Origin of the sequence: Paenibacillus pinistramenti (assembly GCF_005869875.1) — a bacterium.
GTDB classification, from domain to species: domain Bacteria; phylum Bacillota; class Bacilli; order Paenibacillales; family Paenibacillaceae; genus Fontibacillus; species Fontibacillus pinistramenti.
The window spans coordinates 170,950-196,138 of record NZ_VAWG01000004.1; the positions used below are offsets into that span (position 1 = coordinate 170,950).

Annotated in this window: 20 protein-coding genes; 12 read left to right on the forward strand and 8 right to left on the reverse strand. The window is 55.1% G+C overall.

The window, feature by feature from the left end; all coding sequences use genetic code 11:
- The first annotated feature begins 25 nt into the window (after positions 1 to 25).
- The 3 genes from FCN15_RS19605 (at position 26) to FCN15_RS07795 (ending at position 4,975) form a co-directional block, all read left to right on the forward strand.
- Entirely contained in the window at positions 26 to 154 is a 129-nt protein-coding gene (locus FCN15_RS19605) for a hypothetical protein (protein ID WP_275259481.1), read from the forward strand.
- 217 nt (positions 155 to 371) lie between these two features.
- A complete protein-coding gene (locus FCN15_RS07790) occupies positions 372 to 1,895 on the forward strand; it encodes a malate:quinone oxidoreductase (protein WP_138494443.1) in 1,524 nt (507 codons plus the stop codon).
- Between the two features lie 173 nt (positions 1,896 to 2,068).
- Positions 2,069 to 4,975: a glycoside hydrolase family 3 protein gene (locus FCN15_RS07795; protein ID WP_138494444.1), complete on the forward strand. Its 2,907-nt coding sequence runs from the start codon at positions 2,069 to 2,071 to the stop codon at positions 4,973 to 4,975.
- A 97-nt stretch (positions 4,976 to 5,072) separates the two neighbouring features.
- On the opposite strand, the gene FCN15_RS07800 is transcribed toward FCN15_RS07795, so the two are convergent.
- Positions 5,073 to 5,930: an SDR family oxidoreductase gene (locus FCN15_RS07800; protein ID WP_138494445.1), complete on the reverse strand. Its 858-nt coding sequence runs from the start codon at positions 5,928 to 5,930 to the stop codon at positions 5,073 to 5,075.
- Between the two features lie 21 nt (positions 5,931 to 5,951).
- Complete coding sequence (locus FCN15_RS07805; RefSeq protein WP_138494446.1) at positions 5,952 to 6,398, reverse strand: MarR family winged helix-turn-helix transcriptional regulator; 447 nt, start codon at positions 6,396 to 6,398, stop codon at positions 5,952 to 5,954.
- Between the two features lie 273 nt (positions 6,399 to 6,671).
- On the opposite strand from FCN15_RS07805, the gene FCN15_RS07810 reads away from it, so the two are divergent.
- A complete protein-coding gene (locus FCN15_RS07810) occupies positions 6,672 to 7,718 on the forward strand; it encodes an SMI1/KNR4 family protein (RefSeq protein ID WP_138494447.1) in 1,047 nt (348 codons plus the stop codon).
- A gap of 157 nt (positions 7,719 to 7,875) precedes the next feature.
- Here FCN15_RS07810 and nspC read toward each other — a convergent pair whose 3' ends face one another.
- Together nspC and FCN15_RS07820 are read right to left on the reverse strand one after the other, a co-directional pair.
- Positions 7,876 to 9,003 (reverse strand): carboxynorspermidine decarboxylase, encoded by a 1,128-nt coding sequence (gene nspC, locus FCN15_RS07815; protein ID WP_138494448.1) that lies wholly within the window; start codon positions 9,001 to 9,003, stop codon positions 7,876 to 7,878.
- Positions 9,004 to 10,254 carry a saccharopine dehydrogenase family protein gene (locus tag FCN15_RS07820; protein WP_138494449.1) on the reverse strand — a complete coding sequence of 417 codons (1,251 nt, stop codon included), beginning with the start codon at positions 10,252 to 10,254 and terminating at the stop codon, positions 9,004 to 9,006. It abuts the gene before it with no gap.
- 654 nt (positions 10,255 to 10,908) lie between these two features.
- On the opposite strand from FCN15_RS07820, the gene FCN15_RS07825 reads away from it, so the two are divergent.
- The gene (locus tag FCN15_RS07825) at positions 10,909 to 11,385 is read left to right on the forward strand and encodes a GNAT family N-acetyltransferase (RefSeq protein ID WP_138494450.1); all 477 of its coding nucleotides are present in this window, start codon (positions 10,909 to 10,911) and stop codon (positions 11,383 to 11,385) included.
- A 57-nt stretch (positions 11,386 to 11,442) separates the two neighbouring features.
- On the opposite strand, the gene FCN15_RS07830 is transcribed toward FCN15_RS07825, so the two are convergent.
- From FCN15_RS07830 to FCN15_RS07840, 3 genes are all read right to left on the reverse strand, one after another.
- Positions 11,443 to 12,285, reverse strand: coding sequence for a hypothetical protein (locus tag FCN15_RS07830; RefSeq protein WP_138494451.1), 843 nt, complete (start codon positions 12,283 to 12,285; stop codon positions 11,443 to 11,445).
- Between the two features lie 89 nt (positions 12,286 to 12,374).
- Entirely contained in the window at positions 12,375 to 13,016 is a 642-nt protein-coding gene (locus tag FCN15_RS07835; protein WP_138494452.1) for a hypothetical protein, read from the reverse strand.
- Between the two features lie 122 nt (positions 13,017 to 13,138).
- On the reverse strand, positions 13,139 to 16,456 hold the full coding sequence (locus FCN15_RS07840) for a DEAD/DEAH box helicase (RefSeq protein WP_138494453.1): 3,318 nt from the start codon (positions 16,454 to 16,456) through the stop codon (positions 13,139 to 13,141).
- Between the two features lie 215 nt (positions 16,457 to 16,671).
- Between FCN15_RS07840 and FCN15_RS07845 the strand changes: the two genes are divergently transcribed.
- Positions 16,672 to 17,727 (forward strand): threonine aldolase family protein, encoded by a 1,056-nt coding sequence (locus FCN15_RS07845; RefSeq protein WP_138494454.1) that lies wholly within the window; start codon positions 16,672 to 16,674, stop codon positions 17,725 to 17,727.
- Positions 17,728 to 17,995: 268 nt separating this feature from the next.
- Positions 17,996 to 19,201: an ATP-binding protein gene (locus FCN15_RS07850; RefSeq protein WP_275259483.1), complete on the forward strand. Its 1,206-nt coding sequence runs from the start codon at positions 17,996 to 17,998 to the stop codon at positions 19,199 to 19,201.
- Between the two features lie 165 nt (positions 19,202 to 19,366).
- Here the strand turns inward: FCN15_RS07850 and FCN15_RS07855 are convergent, their stop codons facing one another.
- Positions 19,367 to 21,382 carry a methyl-accepting chemotaxis protein gene (locus tag FCN15_RS07855; RefSeq protein WP_162515311.1) on the reverse strand — a complete coding sequence of 672 codons (2,016 nt, stop codon included), beginning with the start codon at positions 21,380 to 21,382 and terminating at the stop codon, positions 19,367 to 19,369.
- Between the two features lie 389 nt (positions 21,383 to 21,771).
- Between FCN15_RS07855 and FCN15_RS07860 the strand changes: the two genes are divergently transcribed.
- From FCN15_RS07860 to FCN15_RS07880, 5 genes are read left to right on the forward strand one after another with little or no spacing between them, the layout of a single operon-like run.
- On the forward strand, positions 21,772 to 21,987 hold the full coding sequence (locus FCN15_RS07860; protein ID WP_138494457.1) for a hypothetical protein: 216 nt from the start codon (positions 21,772 to 21,774) through the stop codon (positions 21,985 to 21,987).
- Positions 21,988 to 22,014: 27 nt separating this feature from the next.
- Positions 22,015 to 22,968 (forward strand): hypothetical protein, encoded by a 954-nt coding sequence (locus FCN15_RS07865; protein ID WP_338044366.1) that lies wholly within the window; start codon positions 22,015 to 22,017, stop codon positions 22,966 to 22,968.
- Positions 22,965 to 24,158 (forward strand): glutathionylspermidine synthase family protein, encoded by a 1,194-nt coding sequence (locus FCN15_RS07870; RefSeq protein WP_138494458.1) that lies wholly within the window; start codon positions 22,965 to 22,967, stop codon positions 24,156 to 24,158. The genes FCN15_RS07865 and FCN15_RS07870 overlap by 4 nt, the downstream gene beginning before the upstream one ends.
- On the forward strand, positions 24,159 to 24,800 hold the full coding sequence (locus tag FCN15_RS07875; RefSeq protein ID WP_138494459.1) for a hypothetical protein: 642 nt from the start codon (positions 24,159 to 24,161) through the stop codon (positions 24,798 to 24,800).
- A complete protein-coding gene (locus FCN15_RS07880; protein ID WP_138494460.1) occupies positions 24,797 to 25,189 on the forward strand; it encodes a DUF350 domain-containing protein in 393 nt (130 codons plus the stop codon). The genes FCN15_RS07875 and FCN15_RS07880 overlap by 4 nt, the downstream gene beginning before the upstream one ends.

The following is a 25,189-nucleotide window of genomic DNA, read 5'->3' on the forward strand; positions in this document are numbered from 1 at the left end:
CTCTCTAGCTTACGAAGCAAGAAGTATGAAGCAAGCAGCAAGAAGCCACGAGCAGCAGACAGTGGCAGAAGGCAATAGGGAAGGGGCTGGCATCGTCCAGCCTCTTCCTCTTTTTATAGATAGAGCTTATGAGCAGCTGTTGTCTTCAATTTAGGACTCCAGGGCGGCGGGGCGCTGCGTGTGCCTTTTACTTTATTTTTTGCCTATAAAAAAATTGAATAATGATTAAAATCTGCTGCCAATAGTGATAAACTAAAACCAGACTGACTTAGAAACGGTGTGCGGACAGACCGCGTGCCGGCTTGCTGTGGCGCCTGAGCAGGAGCGCCTGCATCCTCCTGCAAAATTCGTAGGGTAGAAGGACGGTAAATATGAGCGACCAACAAATTAAAACAGACGTTATTTTAATTGGTGCCGGAATCATGAGTGCGACGCTCGGGGCAATGCTGAAAGAGTTAGTGCCGGAATGGGAAATTACCGTATTTGAACGGCGCCGCGGCGCAGGTGAGGAGAGTTCGAACGAATGGAATAATGCCGGAACAGGGCATTCCTCGCTGTGCGAGCTTAACTATACCGTTGAGCAGCCGGATGGCTCCATCGACATCAGCAAGGCTGTGAAGGTAAATGAGGAGTATCAGCTTTCCAGACAGTTTTGGTCTTACTTGGTGAAGAGTAAAGTGATCTCTGATCCGCGCGATTTTATCATGCCCGTGCCTCATATGAGTTTTGTCCAGGGGGACAAAGATGTAGCCTTTTTAAGAAAAAGATTTGAAGCGCTTTCAGATCACCCGCTCTTCCAGGGGATGGAGTTCTCCAATAACCCGGAGAAGCTGGCGGAATGGATTCCGCTGATGATGAAGGACCGCGCTCTTAATCAGCAGATAGCGGCAACCCGGATTGAATCCGGCACAGATGTCAATTTTGGCGCATTAACCCGCATCCTGTTCAGTCACTTGAAGAATAAGAATGTCGATATTAAATTCAATCATCATGTTAAGGATATGAAGCGGACCAGGGACGGTCTGTGGGAGCTTAAGGTCCGCAACCTGGATACGGGAGCCGTTCAGCGCCGCCAGGCCAAATTTGTCTTTATCGGCGGCGGGGGAGGCAGTCTGCACCTGCTCCAGAAATCGGGGATTCCTGAAGGGAAAGGCATTGGCGGATTCCCGGTCAGCGGCCTTTTTATGGTATGCAAGGATCCGAAAGTCGCCTCTCAGCACCATGCCAAAGTGTATGGCAAAGCAGCTGTCGGGGCGCCTCCTATGTCCGTTCCGCATCTTGACACAAGGGTCATTGACCAGAAGGAATCGCTGTTCTTCGGGCCGTTTGCCGGCTTCTCGCCAAAGTTCCTGAAATTCGGCTCCATGCTTGATCTGATCACCTCTGTTAAACCGCATAATCTGGTGACGATGCTGGCTGCCGGGGTGAAAAATTTTCAGCTGACCAAATACCTGGTCCAGCAGGTGCTGCTGTCCAAAGAGCAGCGTATGGAGGAGCTGCGGCAATTTGTGCCGGACGCGAAAAGTGAGGACTGGGAGCTGCTGGTTGCAGGCCAGCGCGTGCAGATTATCAAGGATACAGCTGCCGGCAGGGGTACGCTGCAGTTTGGCACGGAGGTCATCAGCGCTGCGGACGGATCGGTTGCCGCCCTGCTCGGCGCTTCACCTGGTGCCTCTACCGCTGTTCAGGTCATGCTGGAGGTTATCCAGAACTGCTTCCCGCAGCACTTGAAGGCGTGGGAGCCGAAGCTTAAAGAAATGATTCCTTCCTACGGCGTTTCCCTGCTTGAGAATCCGTCGCTGATGCATGAGCTGCAAACGGCCACAGCCAAGACGCTTGGCTTGACGCACGGCGATTCCGAGCATGAGAAGAAGCCGCCGGTGTTTACGGCGTAACGCTGCTGGGCAGCGTAAGGGGGCTGTCCTTCCGGTCATTGTGACGACGGGAGGACGGCCTTTTTGTCGCAGCCCAATTATTCTATGAAAACGCCTCTAATTTTTCGGGTAGCGGGGGAATGCTATGTTATGTAGAATGACGCGTGAGGGACTGACACTAAGGAGGTTCAATTATGTCTACAACCAATTATCCATTCCAGGATCCATCCCTTCCGCTGGAGGAGCGGGTGAATGACCTGGTTTCCCGTTTTACACTTGAAGAGAAAGTCGGCCTTATGATTCAATATCAGACGGCTGTTGAACGGCTTGGTGTGAAAGCGTATAAACACGGTACGGAAGCGGCCCACGGTATGGCCTGGCTGGGTGAAGCCACCGGTTATCCGCAGCCGCTTGGGCTTGGATGCACCTGGGATACCGAGCTGATGCAGCGAATTGGCAGCGCTATCGGCGACGAAGCGAGAGGCTTCTATAAACGTAATCCGGAGATTAACGGGCTTACCCTTTGGGCGCCGACGGTTGATATGGAGCGCGATCCGCGCTGGGGACGTACGGAAGAGGCATACGGCGAAGACCCGGTATTGGCGGGCAAGCTGACCGCTTCACTGGTTAAGGGCATTCAGGGCGACCATCCGAAATATTTGAAAGCGGTTGCGACGCTGAAGCATTTTATTGCCAACAATAATGAAGTGGGCCGCGGCGATCAGTCTGTCAGCATCGACCCGCGCAATATGCGTGAATATTATTTGAAAGCGTTTGAAATTCCGTTCAAGGAAGGCGGCGCCCAGTCTATGATGACGGCGTACAACGCGGTCAACGGCGTGCCGGCCAACCTGAATCCGGACGTTAATGGAATCGTCAAGCAGGAATGGGGCATGGACGGCTTTGTGGTCAGCGATGCTTTTGATGTATCCGGCACGGTCCGCGACCACGGCTATCTGGAGACACACAAAGAAGCGGTAGCCCGCTCTGTTAAAGAAGGCGGAATCGACAGTATTACCGATGACGGCGAGCTGATGAAGCAGTCGCTCCGCGAAGCGCTGGAGGAAGGACTTCTTGCGGAGAGCGATCTGGACGCCGCGCTGCGCAACACGTTCCGAGTGCGCTTCCGCCTCGGTGAATTCGATCCGGAGGAAGACAACCCTTATGCGGCGATTGACGAGTCGGCGATTCTGCATCCCGACCATCAGAAGCTGGCACGCGAAGCGGCTGGCAAAGCGGCTGTGCTGCTGAAGAACAAAGGCGGTATTCTTCCGCTTCAGGCAGATAAGCTGAGCAAGGTTGCCGTTATCGGCCCGCTCGGCGGCATCGTCTACCGCGACTGGTACAGCGGTTCCCTGCCTTACGCGGTTACACCGCTGCAGGGTATTCAGGAGAAGCTGGCTTCTCACGGCGGGAAGGCCGTATTCAGCGGAGGAACGGACCGCGTGAAGCTGAAAGCGAAGCGCAGCGGCCGTTACGTTCAGGTCCAGGACGGCGAGCAGGCTGCTTTGGCCGCTGCCGGCGAAGCCAGTGAGCAGGCGTCAGTGTTCGAGGTAACGGACTGGGGCTGGGGCAGCCATACCCTCATTGCCGAAGACAATGGACGTTATCTGACGACCGACGACCGGATCGTGAAGGCTTCGGCGGATCAGATCTGGGAGTGGTTCACGAAGGAAGTCTTCCTGGTCCGTCCGTCGGAAGAGGGAAGCGGCAAGGTGACCTTCTCGACCTGGAACGATATCCCGGTAACCGTGAATAATGAAACGGGCGAGTTGCTCGTGGGCAGCGGCAGCGCGGAAGAAACCGCCAATGAGATTAACGTGGCGGGTGCTGCATCTGTGGCCGGCGCCGAAGAGGAGCAGCTTGCCGCCGACGTCTTCGAAGTGGAGACGGTAACCGATAAATTCCAGGCAGCTAAAGAAGCTGCCGGTGATGCGGATCTGGCGGTTGTGTTTGTCGGCAACCATCCGCTGATTAACGGCAAGGAAACGATGGACCGTCCGGACATCACGCTGCCGGAATCACAGGAACAGCTTATTAAGGAAGTACTGTCTGTGAATCCGAACACCGTTGTAGTGCTGGTAGGCAGCTATCCGTATGCCCTCAACTGGGCAGAGGAGCATGTACCGGCCATCGTCTATACGACCCATGTCGGCCAGGAGCTGGGCCATGCGGTAGCAGACGTTCTCTTTGGGGACGTGAATCCGGCTGGACGCCTGAACATGACCTGGTATAAATCGGTTGATCAGCTGCCTGAGTTCATGGATTATGACGTCATTAAGGGCGGCAGAACCTACCGCTACTTCGAAGAGGATCCGCTTTATCCGTTTGGGCACGGCCTCTCTTACAGCACGTTCCGTTATGACGGGCTGAGTTTGGACCGTACCCAGGCCAATGCGGATAAGGACACCGAAATCGGCATTACCGTCCGCGTGACCAACACCGGAGACAGCGCGGGCGAAGAGGTCGTTCAGGTCTACGGCCATGCCGGACAGTCGCGTGTGAAGCGTCCGTTGAAGCAGCTGCTGGCCTTCCGCCGCGTGCTGGTGCAGCCGGGCGAGACGACAGAGGTAAGCTTCCAGCTGCCGCTCTCCGAGCTCGCGTTCTGGGACGTGACCCGCGAACGCTTCTGCATCGAGAACGGCACCTATACGTTCATGGCAGGCGCATCCTCCGCGAATCTGCCGGTAAGCGCAGCGCTGGACGTGCTCGGCGAAGTTGTTCCGCCGCGCGATCTGAAGCAGCCGGTGAAGGCCGTCAACTATGACGACTATGAAGGCGTGCTGATCGGCGAATGCCATGAAGGCGGAAGCGCGGTGGAAGTGAAGGACCAGCGCGGCTGGATCGCCTTCAAGGATGCCGAGTTCGGCGATGGCACAGGCAGCGTGAAGCTCCGCGCGGCAAGCCAGACGGCCGGCACCGCCGAAATCCGGCTGCAGAGCCCGGACGGCCCGCTTGCAGGCAAGGCCGAGCTGACCGCCGGCGGCGCGCAGGAATGGCGCGACTACACAGCCGCTCTGAGCGGTGTAAGCGGACGCCAGGACATTTACATTGTCCTGAGCGGCAAGGCTTCGCTGCGGATGGTTCAGTTTGAGCAGTAAGCAGTAAGCAGTACAACAGTAAACAGTAAGCAGTAAAAAGTATAAAGACCGGGCTTCCCTAACGGGCGGCCCGGTCTGTTTTTTTTTACATGACGGCCTAACTCCACTCCTCCAGGTAGTCTGCTGCAAACTGGGCCAGCTGAACAGGCGGCCTGCCCAGCAGCCCCTCCAGCTCCGTGGTGACCCTGCTCGCCATGCCGAAACGGGTGGTGAGATAGAGGACGGCCATGACATTTACATATCCCTTCGGCAGTCCCCTGGACAGCATGGCTTTGCGGAACTTAGACAGGGACGGATTGGAATACGTAATCCTCCTGCCGAGCACCTCACTAAAGATGTGCGCCGCATCGCTGTAGGTAAGGGCTTCAGGCCCGGTCAGGGAATAGCTGCGTCCGTTATGCCGCTCAGGCTCGATCAGAATGCGCGCAGCCGCTTCTCCGATATCCCTAGTATCAATAAAGCTGACCTTGGCGTGTCCCGCAGGGATAAGAATATCGCTGTGCTCCTTGATATCCATCCGGTGCGGCCCCGTCAGGTTCTGCATGAAGAAGCTCGGCCGCAGAAACGTATAGCCGATTCCGGACTGCCTGATGTATTTCTCAATCCGGTGGTGAGGCGGAAAAGGATTGCGTTCAGCCCCGAGCAAAGACACAAATACGATATGGAGAATCCCTTCGGACCGGGCTGCATCAATAAAGGGATAGAGCTGCTCCGGCTTGTTCAAGGCTGGCGGACGGATTAACAGAATCCGGTCTGTTCCGGCAAGAGCGTCCCTGTAGGTCTCCGGATTTAAAAAATCAAACCGAACCGCCTCTATGCCGGGTCCGATAATTGCCTTGGCCCGCTCCGGGCGGGTGACCGCTGCCTTGACCACCCGGCCTTTTTCCTGAAGCCATTTTGCTGCATACAAGCCTATATTCCCTGTCGCTCCGGTTACCAGAATACCTCTCCTCATATCCTTCTTCCTCCAATGTCATCAAGATTCAAGATTGCGGATCATTGTAAGCAGAACCTCTTTAGCCTGCTTGATCTGTTCAGCGGACAGTCCCTGCAGGGCCTGTTCCAGGGTGATGTCCGTGTCCTGTACCAGTCTAGGAAAAATCGAACCGGCCTCCGGGGTCAAGAACAGCAGCTGGGATCGGCGGTCGGCCGGGTTGCGTTCAATCCGGAGCAGGCCTTTTTTCGACAACCGGTCAATAACGCCTGAAATCGTAGGACGGTCGGCGAGGAGCCGTTCTGCTACATGGGCAGGTGTGATGGTCCGGGCTTCCTCAGGAAGCATCTCCTGGTTATGCAAATCGCGCAGAACGGCCCATTGGGTAGCGGTGAGTTCATATTCGTTCAGCTTCTTGTTAAGGTCCCACTTTAAGAGAAGAGCTGCTTTATTGAGAAGATATCCCATGTTATTTTCATTCGGTTCCATGACTTGTTCCTCCGGTTGCTTTGGGATGCAGTATCTTGTACCGGTCCGCTGCTAGATAGTTATTGTGCATATAGTTAGTGTACTAACAAAATGCCGTCTTGTAAATAACCTGCCTGCAGCACAGGCACACCTTTAACACAAGCACACCTTTAACACAAGCTGACAACAGGGGCCCGAATAGGCGGCAAGGCTGCGTGACCGATGCACTGGAGTGCCCCTCCTCCCGGATGGTATAATTTACATTGAAAAAAATAGCAGCGGGGGGCATATGGGATGAACGAGGAGCTTCGGGCACAGCTGGAGGCCTATCATGAGGCTGATGAATATGAGCAGATTGTGGAGACCATTGAAGGAATACCGGCGGAGGACAGGGGTTATGAGCTGGTCAGCCATTTAGGCAGGGCGCTGAATAATCTGGAGCGTTATGAGGAAGCGGCCGCGCAGTTTCTGACGGTTGCGGAGGAAGGCAGGGATGACCCGCTCTGGCACTACCGGATCGGGCTTGCTTATTATTATTTGGAGCAGTATGACGATGCCGAACGGGAATTTAAGCTTGCGGACCAGCTGGATCCGGGAGATGAGGATACTTTGGAGTTCCTGGAATGGATCCGCGCGAAAAAGGATGAAGCAGCAGAAGGAGAAGCCGAATCCGGCTCCGGAGAGTCCGCTCCGTCCGGCGAAGGGGCTGCTGTTGAAGGCTCTGCGCCAGCTGAGGAGTCTGCTGGCTCTGATGCTGCTGGCTCAGAAGGCTTCGTTTCAGAAGGCTCCGTTCCGCTTCATGAATCAGCGGGCAGCGTGACGCAGGCTGCTGTCCAAGCCCAAACTGGCTCATCTGCCGATTTGGAAGAGGGGGGCTTCTGGGACGACATCGCGGAGGCTGCTGATAAATACGTGATGGCCCCGCCTTCAGACGAGCTGGTTGCTTCCGTAGAAGAGGAGCTGGTATTTAAGCTGCCGGCTTTCTATGTACAGCTGATGAAGGAGCACAACGGCGGAGTGCCGCGCAGACGGACATTTGCTGTACAGAATGGAACTTCCGCTCAGGCCGTGGAGATCGCTTCCCTCTTGGGCATCGGGCGAGACAAGAGTTATTCGCTCTGCGGAGACCGCGGCAGCAGGTACCTGATGGAGAAAGACGGTTATCCGGAATTCGGCGTCATTATCTGCGAATGCCCGTCCGAACAGGGCGTGGTAATGCTTGACTACCGCGAAGCCGGAAATGACGGCGAGCCTGAGGTGGTTCATGTGGACAAGACGGACCGCAATAAAGTTACACGCCTTGCGCCTGATTTTGAGAGCTTTGTACGGGGGCTGATGTAGGCTGCTGTACAAGCACAGCGGCCTGTTCTCCCCGAACAGACAAAAAAGCCGTCTGTCGGCCAAAGCCTGACAGACGGTGGTATAAAAAGAACGTACGATCCATATATTTGGAACAAGAAACTTTTTCGATCTGTGACGTAAAATCCGTATATCCAGGTTAAGCAAGACGCATCTTGAAATCCTCATATCCGAACTCGTGCAGGACTTTGCAGTCTCCCGATTTCTCTTTGAGCACAAGAGCCGGAAGCGGCATGCCGTTAAACGTCGTGTTCTTCACCATGGAGTAGATGGCCATGTCGCCAAATACGAGACGGTCGCCCGGCTTTAGCGGCTCATCGAAGGAGTAGTCGCCGATGTTGTCGCCGGAAAGGCAGGTCGGCCCGCCAAGACGGTAGGTGTAAGCTTTCTCGCCCGGCTCGCCGGAACCAAGAAGCGGCGGACGGTAAGGCATCTCCAGCACGTCAGGCATATGGCAGGAAGCCGATGCATCGACGATAGCGATGTCCATGCCGTTCTTCAGCGTATCCAGCACGGTTGTGACCAGGTAGCCCGCGTTCAGCGCGACAGCTTCACCCGGCTCAAGGTAGACCTTCAAGCCGTATTTCGTCTGCATCCGTTTGATGCACTCTTCCAGCAGCGGGATATCATAATCTTCTCTCGTGATGTGGTGGCCGCCGCCAAAGTTGATCCATTCCATTTGGGACAGATAAGGCCCAAACTTCTCTTCGATGGCATCCAGGGTAGTCGACAAGTCATCCGAGTTCTGCTGGCACAGCGTGTGGAAATGCAGCCCGGAGATCCCGTCAAGCAGCTCAGGACGGAAGTTCTCGATCGTTACGCCGAATCTGGAGCCGACGGCGCATGGGTTGTAAATGTCGTGTCCTACCTGGGTGGAGCATTCCGGGTTGATGCGCAGACCGATTTTCTTGCCGGCTGCAAGCACCTTGGCCCCGTATTTCTCCACCTGGGAGAACGAGTTAAAGATTATATGGTCGCAGAGCGTAATAATCTCGTCAATTTGATCTTCGCGGTAAGCGGGGGCAAAGACGTGATTCTCTTTGCCCATTTCATCGTGGCCGAGGCGGGCCTCATAGAGGCCGCTGGACGCGGTGCCGCTCAGGTATTTGCCGATCAAAGGATAGGTCGTGTACATCGAATAAGCCTTCTGCGCCAAAATGATGCTGGCACCTGTGCGTTCCATGACGCCGGCCAGAATCTTCAGGTTCTTCTCCAGAAGCTCTTCATCGACTACATAACAAGGAGTGGGCAGGTCTTCAAATCGCATTTACTTAACGACCTCTGCTTCCCGCTGCTCGGACTTCTTGTCTTCCGGATAAGCGTCAACGATTACCGGATTGAAGTCTTCGACCCAAGGAAGTCCCCACTTGTTCAGTGCGTCCATGAATGGATCCGGATTGAACTCTTCCACGTTGTAGACGCCTGGTTTGTTCCAGTGGCCCTGCAGAATCATCGCTGCGCCGATCATGGCTGGAACGCCGGTTGTGTAAGAAACTGCCTGAGAGCCCACTTCTCTGTAGCATGCTTCATGGTCACAAACGTTGTATACATAGTAAAGTTTCTCTTTGCCGTCTTTCTTGCCTTTAAAGATACAGCCGATATTCGTTTTGCCCTTCGTACGTGGTCCAAGAGATGCCGGATCAGGCAGAACAGCTTTCAGGAACTGCAGCGGAATGATCTGCTTGCCTTCAAATTCGATTGGCTCGATGGAAGTCATGCCGACATTCTCAAGCGCCTTCAGGTGTGTCAGGTAGCTTTGGCCGAAGGTCATGAAGAAACGGATGCGTTTCAGGCCCGGGATGTTAGCTGCCAGGGACTCCAGCTCTTCATGGTACAGCAGGTACATGTCTTTCTCGCCGACTTCAGCAAAGTTGTAGACGCGTTTGATCTCCATCGGTTTCGTCTCAATCCACTCGCCGTTCTCCCAGTATCTTCCGTTCGCGGAAACCTCGCGGATGTTGATCTCAGGGTTGAAGTTGGTGGCGAAAGGATAGCCGTGGTCGCCGCCGTTGCAGTCCAGAATGTCGATATATTCAATTTCATCAAAATAATGCTTCAGAGCATAAGCGGAGAATACGCCTGTTACGCCAGGGTCAAAGCCGCTGCCGAGCAGAGCGGTGATGCCGGCTTTCTCGAAGCGCTCGCGGTATTCCCACTGCCATTTGTATTCGAACTTCGCTGTATCTTCCGGTTCATAGTTCGCTGTATCCATGTAGTGCGTTTTGGTTGCCAGGCAGGCGTCCATAATGGTCAGATCCTGATAAGGCAGAGCCAGGTTCATCACGATGTCCGGCTTCACTTCGTTGATCAGAGCGATCAGCTCGTCAACATTGTTGGCGTCAACCTGAGCTGTCGTGATTTTTGTTTTGCCGCCGTCAAGCTTAGCTTTCAGTTCGTCACATTTGGACTTCGTGCGGCTTGCGATGCAGATTTCCTCAAATACTTCGCTGTTTTGAACACATTTGTGGACGGCTACAGAAGCAACTCCGCCGGCTCCGATAATAAGCGCTTTTCCCATTTCTCCATTCTCCTCTTCATCTTTTTTGTTCAAAAATCCGGTCATCAACAAATAAAAAAGCAAGTGAACAAGACGCATCAACTGCGCACCATCACTTGCTTGCGATAAATTCGATATTAAGAAAGCCCTGAAAATGACCGGACAAACCCGGCATCCATCAGCCATAAAAAACCCTGTTATGGATAAGCTCTTAATATTCAAATATATCGGGTTGGGATCAGAGTCTATTTAGCAAATAATTCGCCTTTACCACTCTTATTGACCGTTTCACAAGTTGATGTGCAGATGCACTGGTTGTAAAGTAACCAACTTATAAAATTTGAGCTTTTAACTCAATCAATAAGGCAACAAGAGTTGCCAATCGGCATTTGACCCGGCTGTCCGTATGGCCTTAACTTCTCTTGGAGAAGTGGTCAAAAATTATCTGCTGGAAAGATCTCAATCGAATATTGAATATTAGCTTTCCAAAAATAACGCAACTCCATATTAGCAGGAGCTGGGGCAAACAGCAATGGTAATTTTAGTTTTTTTGAAAATTATTTTTGAAATGCCTGCATGATGACGTTTTCCTGTGAAGGACTTTATTGCGTTGGCCGGCAGACTTCCATAAGATGTCCATAATAATAATTAACCCTAAGGAAGAAGGGCAAACAGATGGTACAGCCATTATCCGAACTGCCGAAGGAGCAGGTTACAGCCTTTTTCAAGCAAAAATGGGGCTCGTCCCTCATGGCGTCCAAAGGACGTGTTCACCATCTCGAACAGCTTCCGGGTCTCGCGGTTGTCTCGGAGGAGCAGATCACAGGCCTGCTCACTTACCAGATCGCCGGCGGTGAATGCGAGATCGTTACCGTCAACAGTACGGTCCGCGGGCAGGGTACTGCCGCTTTGATGCTGGACGAGCTCCAGCATATTGCCGCCGCGAAGGGCTGCACAAGAATGTGGTGTATCGTGACGAATGATAATATTCACGCGATCCGATTTTTCCAGAAAAATGGAATGACCCTGTGCAGCTTCTACCGGAACGCGCTTGAGGACAACCGCCGGCTGAAACCGCAGATCCCGATGACCGGACAGGACGGGATTCCGATCGAGCACGAGCTGGAGCTTGAGAAGCGGCTGCAGGGCTGAGGTTATTTTGTCCGATTGGGCATGGATTATCCCGGCCCGGTTCCGGGTCTGCCTGGCCTAAGCAGCAGTCCGGTTTAATTTGTTAAAATAAGCATGCGCATAGCGGGCCAGCCAAAGCAGCAGAAACGCGAACAGCAGATAAATCAATGCATACTTCCAAAAGGCAATTTCGATATGAAGGATGCCGAATCCATAAAGCGGCAGGTCAACTCCAAGAATCAGAGGCGGGACAAGGAGATGCCAGTGAATTTTGCGGGTCCAGGTGAGGACGGAGGCAAAAATAAGGCCTTTGATCATCCCGGTTACAGTAGAGACAAACAGATCATCACGGCCTGCATCGGCATATAAGCCAGACAGGTAATGGCGGACATTCAGAACCGACAGGATGTACATGATTGTCCCGGCACTCGCCCAGACCAGCATCCAAAGGGACAGAAAGCGGACCGGACTCCGGCCGGCCTGAAGGGCGCGCATCCAGAACTTCGCAAGAAGAAAGAAGGTAACCAGCACAATAAAGGTGTATTCTTTCCGCCACCAGTACCTTTGGTAGACACCCAGCCATTCAAATAGAAATTCCACACCGATGAGCGCGGCGGCGATCAGGATGAGCCAGCGGATTTTGATCTGGTAAACGGCTGCTGCTGTGGCTAATGAAGGGATTATAAATAAATTGGAGGCAACCGCCCCAAGCGCATTGTCGTAATAGGAATTCTTTAGAACATGCGGAAAGTACCGGTAGCCGTCCCAGATGATCAGCACAAAGAACTCGGCTGTGTAGACCATGCCGGAGAAGCACAGGAAGAGGGCCGCAATCCCGATCTGCCGGTTATGCGCCCCTGTTTGAATCAATATTGCTGCACTGATGATCACCAGAACCAGAAAAGGGATAAAGTTAGGCATGAGGGAGAGCCCCTTTTTTACCCCTAATATCCCCGGCTGCTGCTGCGGTTATTCCCATCTTGTAAAAGCCAAACAACCCATCGCCCTGTTCAGGCGGCGGGTTGTACGTTCCTTGAAGCCCATTTCTCCAAAATCCAGATCAGCACGCCTATACCAAGGGTAATGAGGACGGCAGTAATGGCCGAGCCTCCTGCATGCAGCAGCAAAGCCGGCACCCACAGCAGGGCCAGCGAGCGGTGAACCAGGCGCATCCAGCGGTTGCGGATCTTGTTAATGAAGAAGCCGTATCCGGCCAGGGCCAGCAGGATGACAAACGCCGCCAGGCCTGAATAGATCTTGTGATCCTGCAGCTTCGTCACCAGAAAATAAATGCCGTGCGCGGCAATCAGCAGCAGGGCGGCCCAGCCCAGCGGTTTATGGAGGGCATGCAGCAGCCTGCCGATCTTCCTGACAATGAGAGACGGCGACTTCAGCTTCTTCTTAAACCAATACCAGCAGAATCCGGCAGCCCCAAGAAAGACAGATAGGGTGCCGAAAGTCTTGAACAGCTCCCCGTAGCCCTGCTCCCCGCCCGGAGGATGCCCCTTCATTCCGCCGGGAGGCCCGCCGCCTTCACCAGGGTGCATGCCGCCGCCATTTGACCACGAATTGTAGAAGTAATAGCCTGCCAGCAGGGCAGCGATTACAGCGGCAATGAGCGCCGGAATCCAGACGGTCCTCTTCTTGCTCATCATCTTCACCTCTCTGATTTCTCACACTGAGTTTCGATTAGCATAGGTCTAGGTTAGTATAGAGATTTTTGATGAAAAAATGATGAAAAGCCGTGATGAATTAATCTGCTAATCAGGATTATTTAGATCATCAGAATATCGCGCAGCTCCTGCTCAGTCAGGGAAGGTGCGGCCAGGTCCTGGCCCTGGCCCATGACCTCGTCGATCAGGTGCTTCTTATTGTGCTGCAGCTCGTACATTTTCTCCTCCATCGTGTCTTTGGCGATCAGCCGGATCACCTGCACGACCTTCTTCTGGCCTATGCGGTGGGCGCGGTCTGCGGCCTGCTGCTCGACAGCCGGGTTCCACCACAGGTCATACAGGAGGACGGTATCGGCGCCGGTCAAATTAAGCCCGGTCCCCCCGGCCTTCATAGAGATCAGGAACACCTCCATCTCCCCTTCGTTGAACCGGCGGCACAGCTCCACGCGCTCGCGGGCCGGAGTGGAGCCGTCCAGATAGAAATACGGCAGGCCCAGATCATTTAATGCCTGCCCGATCAGGCCGAGCATCTCTGTGAACTGGGAGAAGATCAGCATTCTCTTTCGATTGGCCCGGCATTCCTCCACAATCTCCATCAGCTGTTCGAGCTTGGCAGAGCTTCCCTTGTAGCCCTCCACAAACAGGGCGGGATGGCAGCAGATCTGCCGGAGCCGGGTCAGTCCGGCCAGAATTTTGATCCGGCTCTTGTGGTAGCCGTCCACGCTCAGATGCTTCAGCGTATCCTGCTGCAGCTTGGCCAGATAGGCGGTGTAGAGCTTCTTCTGCTCCGGCAGCAGCTCGGCAGGCACGATCGACTCGATCTTCTCCGGCAGATCCTGGAGTACGTCGCTCTTCCACCTGCGGAGCATGAACGGACGGGCGCGCTTAGCCACTTCCTTGCGTGTCAGGTTCCCGAACGTGTTCAAATCCTGGAAGAGCGGCGGAAACACCACATGAAAAATCGACCAGAGCTCTTCGAGCCGGTTCTCAATCGGCGTGCCCGTCAAGGCAAAGCGGAACTCGGCCTGAATCGATTTGACCGCCCGGGCGGTCTGGGTCGAATGATTTTTGAAGGCCTGGGCCTCGTCCAGAATCAACGTGTGAACCGGCAGCTTGGCATACCTGCGCACATCGCGGAGAAGCAGGGTGTACGAGGTCAGAATGACATCCGCTTCCCCGGCGGCGGCCAGCTTGGACTGCCGCTCGGCCTGGCTGCCGTCGGCGATCAGCACGCGGATATCGGGCGCGAACTTCTTAAGCTCATCCCGCCAGTTGTAGACCAGAGAGCCTGGTGAGACGACGAGCACCGGAAGCTGCCGCTTCCGGATGTCAGGCAGGACGGAGGTGATGTAGGCGATGCTCTGCAGCGTTTTGCCAAGGCCCATATCATCGGCCAGAATTCCGCCAAAGCCGTAGTGGGCAAGCGTCTTCAGCCACTGGTAGCCGAGCTTCTGGTAGTCTCTCAGTACAGGCGAAAGGGACGCCGGCACCGGAAAGTCCAGGTTGTCCGGGTTCCGCAGATTATCCAGCAGCTGCCGCACCGGCCGGTCAAGCTTCAGCAGGCGGGAAGGCTGATCGGCAAGCGAAATTCCCCGAAATAGGGGCACCCGGATTGCGGCGCCTTCGATCTCGGAATGGAGCAGTCCCGTTTCTTTCAGAAACGCTGCCATTTCCTGCATCTCGGCACTGTCCAGCGGCAGGAGAGAGCCGCTTGGCAGGCGGTAATACCGCTTCTTCTCCTCCAGCGATTTGATGAGGCTGCGGATTTCGGTCTCCGGAATCCAGCCCATATTCAGCCGGAATTCCAGCCAGTTCATCGTCTCCCCGGCCGATACCTGCACACTGACCTTCGGCACCTCGTCCAGCTTGTGGACCCGGAGCTTGACGGCTGTGGTCGCGTACACCTTCAGCAGCTGCTCGAGCTGAGGAACGACCTGGTACAGGAACTGGAACTCGGCTTCTTCCTCTTCCATGTAATAGCCGGCTTCCGTCTTAGTGAACGGCTGCGCTTCTAACAGATCCAGGATCTGGCGCTCCTTGTCCGCGTCCCGGATCAGAATCCGGCCGGTGCCCGGCTGCCGCCGCTCCTCCTCGAGCGGATTGATGACGACCGTGTCGTACTGGAATTCAACGCCGGCCAGCAGGCGGTCCCGGACCCGGTCCAGGTACAGCCTGGCCTGCAGCGGGAACTGAATGACCCGGCCGGCAATTTCCGGTGCGATGCTGACACGGCCGAGCTGCTTGAAGCCGGGAACCGCCCTCTGGATGAAAGCATCCATCTGGCTGCGGGGAATCTGGATCTCCTGTTCCCCGGCATCGGTATCGCCAAGGATGGCCTTGAGCTCGGCAAGCCGCCTGGCCGTCTTCTCCGGAAGCGGCAGCAGACGGCCCTGGATAAAGGCCGCGCCGTACGGCTCCAATATTTTGACGGAGCGAAGCCCCTGAACGCGAAGCGAATATTCGGCGGCCTCTCCGAGCTCGAAGCTCAGCGGGAGCGCTTCGTCTGACAGCGTGATGCCTTCGTATTTAAGGCTTCCGTCCATCAGCGTCACCTGCGGAGCCTGCGGCAGCAAAGGCAGCAGCTCCCGCCAAACCTCAGGCGGGATCAGAAGCATGCGGCCGCCAGGCCTGCCGGTTCCGCTGACCGCTTCCAGGCGGTCCATCTCCCGGTAGGCGGTATGGCCTTGAGCCTTCTTCATCAGAACCTGAAGCACCGCTTCATCCTCTTTGGCAAAGCTGTGCAGCTCCGGGTCATAGCTGAACCGGGGCGAGATGGGGCTGCTCTCTCCGCGGTTCAGCTGATCGAGGAAGGCGGCGATATTTTTCACAACATACAGGGATTTGGGGCCGATCTTTAATTCGACTCCGAACAGCGAGGTGCGGGGGCTGAATTCCAGCAGCTTCAGTATAAATTCGACCTGCAGCAGGCTCCGTGTCTCAATCAGGGTCCGATTGTGGATCGGAAGCGCCGGCTTGTCCTCGAACAAGCCCAAAATCCGCTCAGCGAGGGAGGAGGTGCCCGGCGTGCCGCCGCTGCCAGTGCCGTCCCTTGGGCGGGAGCTGCCGCCCGTGACGCCCAGTCCGTTCAAGCCGTCCAGGCCGCCGGGCCGGCCGCCCTCCCCGCCGTCCGTCTGCTGAACCTCATACAAACGGAGCAGTACGGCGGCGATATGCGCGCAGAACGCATCGTAGGAGCCAAGGTCCGGGCAGGAGCATACCGCTTCAGGCCGGCCTTCTGCGGTGAAGGAGAGCCGGACCTCGCAGCGGTCCTGGCCGGACACCTCAGCCGTGTACCGGCCGCTTTCGTCGTCAAACTGGACAATCTGTACCTTGTTGGCGCGGTTTAACCGCTCGCCCTTCTGGTAAGCGTAGGAGCCGCACCACTGCTTGATCGATTTTTTGGTGATTGGAATGTGCATCTAGGACCGTTACCTTTCTATGGATATAGAACAGATGTTTGTTGGAAATATTGTACCATAACTGTGTATCCGGAACTGCGTATTCGGAACTGCTTATCCGGGGCCTTTTTCCTGCTTGTCCTAAGGGGTCTGCAGTCCGGTCCGCCAAGGTTGCGCTGGCGCGTATAATAGACAATGGAGCCAATACATACCGACACCAGGAGGAGAATACAACGATGATCCGTTTTGAAAGTGATTATACCGAGGGCGCCCATGAGCGCATTTTGCAAAGACTGCTGAAGACGAATCTGGAGCAGACCAGCGGCTATGGAACGGACGAGCACTGCGGGCGGGCGCGGGAGTACATCCGCAAGGCCTGCGCGGCGCCTGATGCCGATGTGCATTTTCTGGTTGGAGGCACTCAGACGAATATGACGGTGATTGCTTCGATTCTCCGCCCGCATCAGGGAGTGATTGCCGCAGCCACCGGTCATATCGCCGGCCATGAAACCGGGGCAATTGAGGCGACAGGCCACAAGGTGCTGACCGTGCCGAGCGGGGACGGCAAAATGACGGCCGAGCAGGTCAAAGAAGTGTATGAAGCCCACTGGAATGACTCGGCGCACGAGCATCTGGTCCAGCCGGGTATGGTCTATATCTCCCAGTCTACCGAGAACGGGACGATCTACAGCAAAGCCGAGCTTGAATCCCTTTATCAGGTCAGCCGGGAATGCGGGCTGGCGCTCTTTGTGGACGGGGCAAGACTCGGCTATGCGCTGGCTGCGGAGGACAATGACGTGACTTTGGCGGACTTGGCGAAGCTCAGCGACGTCTTCTATATCGGGGGCACCAAGGTCGGGGCGATGATGGGCGAAGCGGTCGTGATTTCTAACGAAGCCTACAAGCGCGACTTCCGCTACCATATCAAGCAGAGAGGCGGCATGCTGGCCAAAGGCCGGATGCTCGGCATCCAGTTTGAGACCTTGTTTGAGGACGGCCTCTATTTCGAGATCTCCCGTCACGCCACCCGGCTGGCCATGCGGATTCAGCGCACGCTCGCGGAGCTGGGCTGCGCTTTCAAATATGCCTCGACAACGAACCAGCAGTTTCCCATCCTGCCGGATGCCATGCTGGAAGCTTTGAAGAAGAAGTATTCCTTCTCCATCTGGGAACCGGCCGGCGCCGGCCATACGGTTGTGCGCTTCTGCACCAGCTGGGCGACAAGGGAAGACCATGTGGAGCTGCTTATTGAGGATATGAAGCGGCTGCATGCGGAGGGACGGCGCAATTAGTCTCCCGGGCTGGGCGGGCAGCTTTACTTTCAAGAATAAATTATCGTAAAGTTTGATTATATAGTGCCAATAATCAGACAATCACATGATCACACAATCACATGATTACTCAACCACATGATTACACAACCACATGATTACACAACCACACAATCGCACCACCACACAATCGCACCACATAACCGCGTGCTTCCAGCACAAACAGAAAGGAAGATCGCCATTGTTCGAAGCTCTGCTGTTAAATTTCCTTTTTCTGCTTATTCCGGTTGTGGTTTACTTATTGTTTTTTGAGAACTGGCCCCATCGGTTCTACAGAGAGCTTCTTGTTTTGCTGTCAGCGGTGACTATGAGTTTATGTATGATTCTGCCCATCAAAATGGACTCCGGATTCACCTTCGATCTCAGGTACATTCCGTTTCTGGTCGTTGCGCTCTATGGAGGCTACAAGAACGCACTTCCGTTATACATCATCCTGAACCTGTCGAGACTGTACGTAGGCGGGGAGGGCGTCCTGCCCTCCTTGCTCTTCTCGTCTGCTGTCATGGCAGCGGTTCCTTTGTATCATAAAACCTTCATGAGCCTGACGCCCAAGGGCCGGGTCATTGCGGCAAGTGCGGCTTCCTTCCTGACAATGAGCTGCTATCTGATCAGCCTGGCTTTTGTCCTTGGCGATTTGGACCAGCAATATAAAGTTCTGGCGATCAATGCTTTGACCGTCCATACCCTGATGATGGCAATCATTATGATCCTAATTGAGCGCATTCTGGCCAATATCAAGAGCCGCAGCTGGATGCTCCAATCGGAGAGGCTGAATGTAGTCAGCGAGCTTGCGGCAAGTGTATCGCATGAGATCCGGAACCCGCTGACCGTTACGAGCGGCTTTCTCCAGCTGCTGGGGAAGTCCGCCGGCTTGACGGAGCGGGAGAAGGAATATATCCAAATCTCCCTGCAGGAGCTACGGCACGCGGAGAAAATCGTAAGCGATTTCTTATCCTTCGCCAAGCCGCAGTCGGCTAATATGGTCTACTCGGATCTGAAAGCGGAGCTGGAATATACGATAAATATCATCCTCCCGTATGCTTCGATTAACGGAGTGGAGCTGGACTTCCATTTCAGCAACAAGTTAAGAACGAGCTATGACCGCCATCAGTTCCAGCAGTGCCTGATCAATCTGTACAAGAACGCCATTGAGGCTATGAAAATGAAGGGCGGCGGCACGCTCTACATCGAGATTTCGGACCAGAAGCATCATATTGTCATTAAGGTTCAGGATAACGGAACCGGGATGTCCGAAGAAGAACTATCACGGCTCGGCAAGCCTTACTATTCCACAATAGAGCAGGGGACAGGCCTCGGCATGCTGCTGGTCTACAACACTATCTACAAGCTGAAGGGTACGGTTGAGGTTCATAGTGAAAAAGGGGAGGGGACTACGTTCCTGTTAACGATCCCCGCGCAGCAAGCAGTGTCTTAAAGCCTTGAGGAAAATTCGGAGCAATAGATTCTGAATAACAGATTCGGAGCAATAGAAAAAGGCTGGGGAACAGAACACGCGGCAGCGCGTTCTTTCTCCAGCCTTATTTTTTTATATAGCGCACGGCGTGTGCGCAAATCATGAACCGGCGTACGCTTTGACGCGCTAGTTCGTTTTAAACTTCGCCACAAGCTCCTGCAGCTCGCCGGCCATACGGCTCAGCGACTCGGAGGAAGCCGAAATCTCCTCCATGGAGCGGTGCTGCTCAGCCGTCTTTTCGACGATGCCGGTCAGCTCCTGCAGAGAGCCCTTGGAGATGCCGACCATCTCCTGCAGGGAAGCGGAGACCTCCTCCGTGCCGGCGGACAGCTGCTCCGTTGCTGCGGAGACCTCGCTGATCTCGCTGGACACCTGGGCGACGGCCTGAACGATAGAGCCGAACACGTCGCCTACCTGCTCGATCTGCTTCACGCTCTTCAGCACTTCTTCGCTCTCTTCCGCGATCGATCGGGAAGTCCGGGCCGTTGCCTGCTGAATCTGGGCAATAATGCCGGCAATGGACTCCGTGGACTGCGCGGTCTGCTCCGCCAGCTTCTTCACTTCACCTGCCACGACGGCAAATCCCCGTCCGTGTTCGCCCGCGCGGGCCGCCTCAATAGAGGCGTTCAGGGACAGCAGATTCGTCTGCTGCGCGATGTCCGAGATGTAGCTGATAATCTGGTTGATCTCTGCCGAAAGGGCCTCGAGCGTCTGAACCATGACCGCAGACCGGCCGACGGCCTCGCTGACATTGCTGATCTGGGACACGGCAGCCTGAACAACCTTGTCTCCATGCGCCACCTGCTCCTGCACCTGCTGGGCCTTGTCGCCCACAACACTGGACGAAGCGGCAATCCGCTGGATGCCGATGGACATTTCCTCCATAGCCACAGCCGACTGCTCAGTGCCTTCTACCTGTACATCAGCCCCGTTCATCATCTGAACCACGGCATCAGCCGTCTGCTCGGAGGTGCGGGCCGAATTCGCAGCAATAGCGGTAAGCTGCTCGGACGAAGCGGCTGTGTGCTGCACCGCTTCTCCAAGCTTGCCCAGCATAAGCGTGAAGGAATCCAGCATGAAGTTGGTGTGCTCCTTGAGCTGCTCCATTTCATCCTTGCCTTTAACCGGAAGGCGCTGCGTCAGGTCGCCTGCCGCAGCCTTTTTCATTACACGGGTCAGCGCATAGGTTGGCCTGAGAATATAAACTGCCGCGAGGTAGGCTAAGGCCCCGACGATGACCGCGCATATAAGAATGATTAGGTAACCGGTCATTTCGGAATGATGGGCATCCTTCATCAGGTCGCCCTTCTCGCCGATCATGACCACCCGCCAGCCTGTCAGTCCTACCTGCTCATAGGCGGCCATCTGCGTTTTGCCGTCTTTGGATGTATAGGCAGCCGTGCCTTGCAGGTTCTTCAGAATTTCATTGTTAAACAGGGCAGTGGTCTCTGCGCTCTCAAACTCTTTGACGTTCTTCCCGATTCGGTTGGTGTCGGAATAGGCAAGATAATTGCCGGTTTTGGAGAGCAGAAATGCATTGCCGGTATCGCCCAGCTTGCTCTGGTTCAGCTGATCCAGAATGCCCCCGGGACTTACGACAGCCTGAAGGATGCCGCGGACCTCGGTGCCGTCAAGCAGGGGGAAATCCATGATAATAATATTTTGATGCGTTTCAAGATCCTGGGCAATATCCGAGATCCCCGCACTTTTCTCCTTTATTATCCGCTTGTAGTTATCGTACTGCGAAATATCAAACGTCTTGGAGGACTCATTGATCAAATGGCCCTGCGCATCGGAAAAGGCGAAAGAAGTGACGTCGGGACTAGCGGCTTTCATCGTTTGGAGGAGCTCAACAATAGCTGCCTGATCGTCTCCGAGCAGGACATCCTGGTATTTCTGCGCCATGCTCTCAAGCGCTCCAAGTTTATTCTTCAGCAGAGTGTTCAAATCCCGGGCGTTGCTGGCGGCGATCGCCGACTGCTGGGCCTGGATATCCTTGACCAAAATTTTGGAATACAGCGAGCTGGTGATCACGGCGACAATGACTACGGGCACCACGCTCAGGACAAGAAGGTACGCCATAAGCTTCAATTTTAATGAGGAAGGCGCTCCAATTTTCAAACGTTTAAAACGAACTTTCATATAAACTGATCCTCTCTCTCTTATGCAGTATCCAAGCGGCGAAAGAAGGATGACTGACGATGCACCCTTATGAAAATTTTCCATGTAAATTTATGTAATTACACGCCGCTTACAGAAGGTTTCTATTTCTATATCGGCTTAATTGGCCGTCGGATTAATCTTTTACTATATATTGGCAATAATCCACCCTGAAAATCTGCTGAAAGGGCAGTCCGGCTAAACTTCCAATTTACACTCCCTGGCGCACTCCGTATGCTAGAATGGGAAGGCCTCCCAGAACTGTTTGTTTATTTCCCTGATTTACAGAAGAAAGGCAAGGATGGAAAGGTGAAACGGATCAGATTCCGGAACGTATCAAGGATAAATGCAGCACAAGAGGGGGAAGGACAGTGGATCAACAGATGAGTGTGGTTTTGTTTGAGAAGAGCCAGGACGGCGGGGTGCGGGAGCTGGAGGAACGCCTCTGGAATTCCAGCATGATTGCGGCGCTTGAGCACGTCAATTATTTGATTGTAGGCGGCCGCGAGTACGAAACGGTGGAAGGCAGACTGAATGTCGATGAGGGCAAACTGGAGCTTCTGATCGTGCCGGTCCGGCATGAGTAGGGGAAGCGCTGTAAGGAGGGAACCGTTTTGACACAGGAAAATGAACCCAAGAAAGCCGGGCAGCAGCCCGGTCAAGAAGAGCCCCTGAACACAGGGGGCAGGGAGCAGGAACGGGGACAGGAGCAGACTCAGACTCAGACTCAAGATCAAGCTGAAGGTGAAGCTCAGACTCAAGCTCAATCTGAAGCTCAGCCTGAAGCTCAATCTGAAGTTCAATCTAAAGCTCAGGCTCCGGCCCCCGCTGCATCCCGGCTGTTCACCCCTGAGGGCAAGCCGGTGCGCGTCTTATCGACCTCACTCGGAATCGCGCTGCTGGCTAATGCCATTTTCATTCCGGGAGCGGCCTATTCGGCTGACAGCACCACTACTTCTGCAGATGAACCGAAGCTGGTCTCCTGGTCTACGGAAGAAGTGAAGCAGTATTTTGATAAAAATGTCGACTGGAGCATTCCGCTCCCAGCCTCGGAGGGAAGCACGGATGCGGCGCAGCCTTCCGGCTCGCCTGAACCGTCCGCAACACCGGAGCCGGGATCGGGCGGCGGCACTACGATCGTCAACAATTACGGCAGCACAGGCTCCGGCTTCGGCTGGGACGATCTGCTGCTGTACCATCTGCTGTTCAACAGCGGCTCCGGGTATTCGACGAGCGGCTGGTACGGCAATCACCGCGGCTATTACACGGGAACAAGCACGCAGTATAAACCACGCAGCTATACGAGCGGGTCTTTCCAGAACAAGTCAACCGCCGGCTCGGTAGCCAAACCGAAGACATCCACAACGACTACAGGCTCCATCACAAGGCGTTCAACGTCTTCAAGCCCGGGCAGCATCGGCGGCAAGTCGAGCGGGCTCAGCTCTTCGGGCAGCTCCTCCGGCACAAGCTCCTCCAGCAAAAGCTCGTCAGGCTCCATCACCCGGTCCAGCGGTTCAAGCTCGAGCTCAAGCTCGGGTAAATCCAGCGGAGGCTTATTCGGCGGATGAGCGGCGTATTCGAAGTCGTCGGAACCCCGCATCCCGACCGGGAGAGCCGGGTGAAGCAGCTGTATGAGCTGGGTTTCACCTGGGCCGATCTGGAGGAGGAACCCTACTGGGTGGATCAGATGGTCCTGATGCCGCAGGCTTTGTATGACGAACTGGTGCTGGCTTCGTCCAAACTGTGGATGGTCCTGGATAAGACTGTGCGGTATGTGCACCGCAGACGCGATTTGTATGAGCTGATCGGCATTCCGCCGATTCTGTGGGAAATGCTGGATCTGGCGCCGCTGGCCGAGCCGGGACTGATCAGCCGGTATGCGCGGTTTGACTTTGCGGTGGCGGATGACGGAACGATCAAGCTGCTGGAGCTGAACGCCGACACGCCGACCGGCTACGTTGAGGCGTCGATCGCGACGCCGTGGATGGCGGAGCAGGCCGGGATGGTATCGCCGAATGCCGGCATGAAGGATCAGGTGGCGCAGGCCTGGGGTGCTGAGCGTCCGGATACGGCCGCCTGTGTCGGCTACGGCTGGCACATGGAGGATTCCGGCACGATCGAAGCGCTGGTCCGGCACAGCGGTCTGGACATTGCGTGCGAGGACTGCCTGGAGCTGTGGATTGATAACGGCTATGTGAAAAATAAATACGGCCGCGTCATTGAGCGCATGTTCGCCTTATATCCGAAGGAATGGATGAGCGTGGACGATGCGGGGGAAGCGCTGTCCTATGCGATTGAGACGGGGCGGCTTGCGATCTTTAACCCTCCGCACAGCATTCTGCTGCAGTCCAAAGGCCTGATGGCCGCTGTCTGGGGGCTTTACGAGCTGGGGCTCCTCTTTAATGAAGAAGAGCGGGAGACCATCTCCCGTTATATTCTGCCGACGTATAACAAGCCGGTGTTCTCGGGCAGCTTTGTGTCCAAGTCGATGTTTGGCCGCGAGGGCGGCTCGGTGCGCCTGTTTGATGCGGCCGGCAGGCTGGAGCTGGAGGACCGGGACGGCTACGACAGCAGCGTTCTTTTTCCATCGGTGTATCAGAAGAGGGCAGAGCTGACGCGGATTGAAACGGCGTTTGGCGAATTTCATCTGCTGACCGGCATGTTTGTCATTAATGGCAGGCCCTGCGGCCTGCTGGGCCGGGCGGGCGGCCTGATTACCGGCAATACCAGTCATTTCATCGCGTTGGGAGTGAAATAAATGTTTGTGAAATGGAGACGAATAGGGCTGCTGCTTGCTGCGGGAGTGCTGGCGGCCGCGCTGAGCGCCTGCTCCTCCGATTCGGACAGCGTCTTTTCCACACAGAATGGTGCAGATTCCGCGGAAACAACGCTGCAGACGGCGCGCGTGCCCTGGGACTACCGGATTCAGGAGACGACGGTCGGCGATCTGGTGGGCAGCGACATGACGCTGCTGCCGGATAACGAGCTGCTGCCCAATGACAGCAACTATGCGACAGGCGACAAGGTATGGGTGCTGCAGTTTATGGACGCCGAGCTGACCACCGACGAGAACAACAAGAACGACATCCGGTTATCGTCGTGGAGCTCGCTTAAGACCTACAAGGACGAAGCCTCGGCGGAGAAGGATCTGGAGCAGCTGAAGGTTTCTGTCACAACAGACGTGACGCTGGTGGGGGTCTATAAGACGTCCTATCAAGGGAAGACGAGAAGCTTTGCGGTGATTGAGCTGCCCTCGGGCAACCGGGTGAAGCAGCCGATCGACGATGCGCGTTACAGCAAGCTGGAGAAGGAGAAGAATGTCTCCGTCAAGCTGGAGGAAGTACATGATTTTGCCGATTATGATCTGGCATATGCGAAATTCCGGGGGTGGGCCAATTGACGATCGTCGTTAATCTTGTAGTAAGTGTTCTTGTCATTATCGTTCTTCAGCTGCTCGGCATGTTTATTTTCAGCCTGATGACGCCTTTTAAAGATATGGAGGAGCTGCGCAAAGGCAATACAGCCGTCGCCCTCGCGTTTGGCGGCAAGTTTCTGGCAACAGCGATCGTGCTGGGTGTGGCGGCTTATACCAACACCTCCATCTGGCATATGATGCTGTGGTTTGGAGTCGGCTACGTGTGCCTGCTGGCCTCGTATTGGATCTTTGAGCTGGTGACGCCGGGCTTTAAAATCTCCGACCATTTAAAGCAGGGCAATGTGGCGGTAGGGCTGCTGCTGTGCATGGTGTTTATCGGTACGGCTTTTGCGGTAAGCAGCCTGATCGTGTGA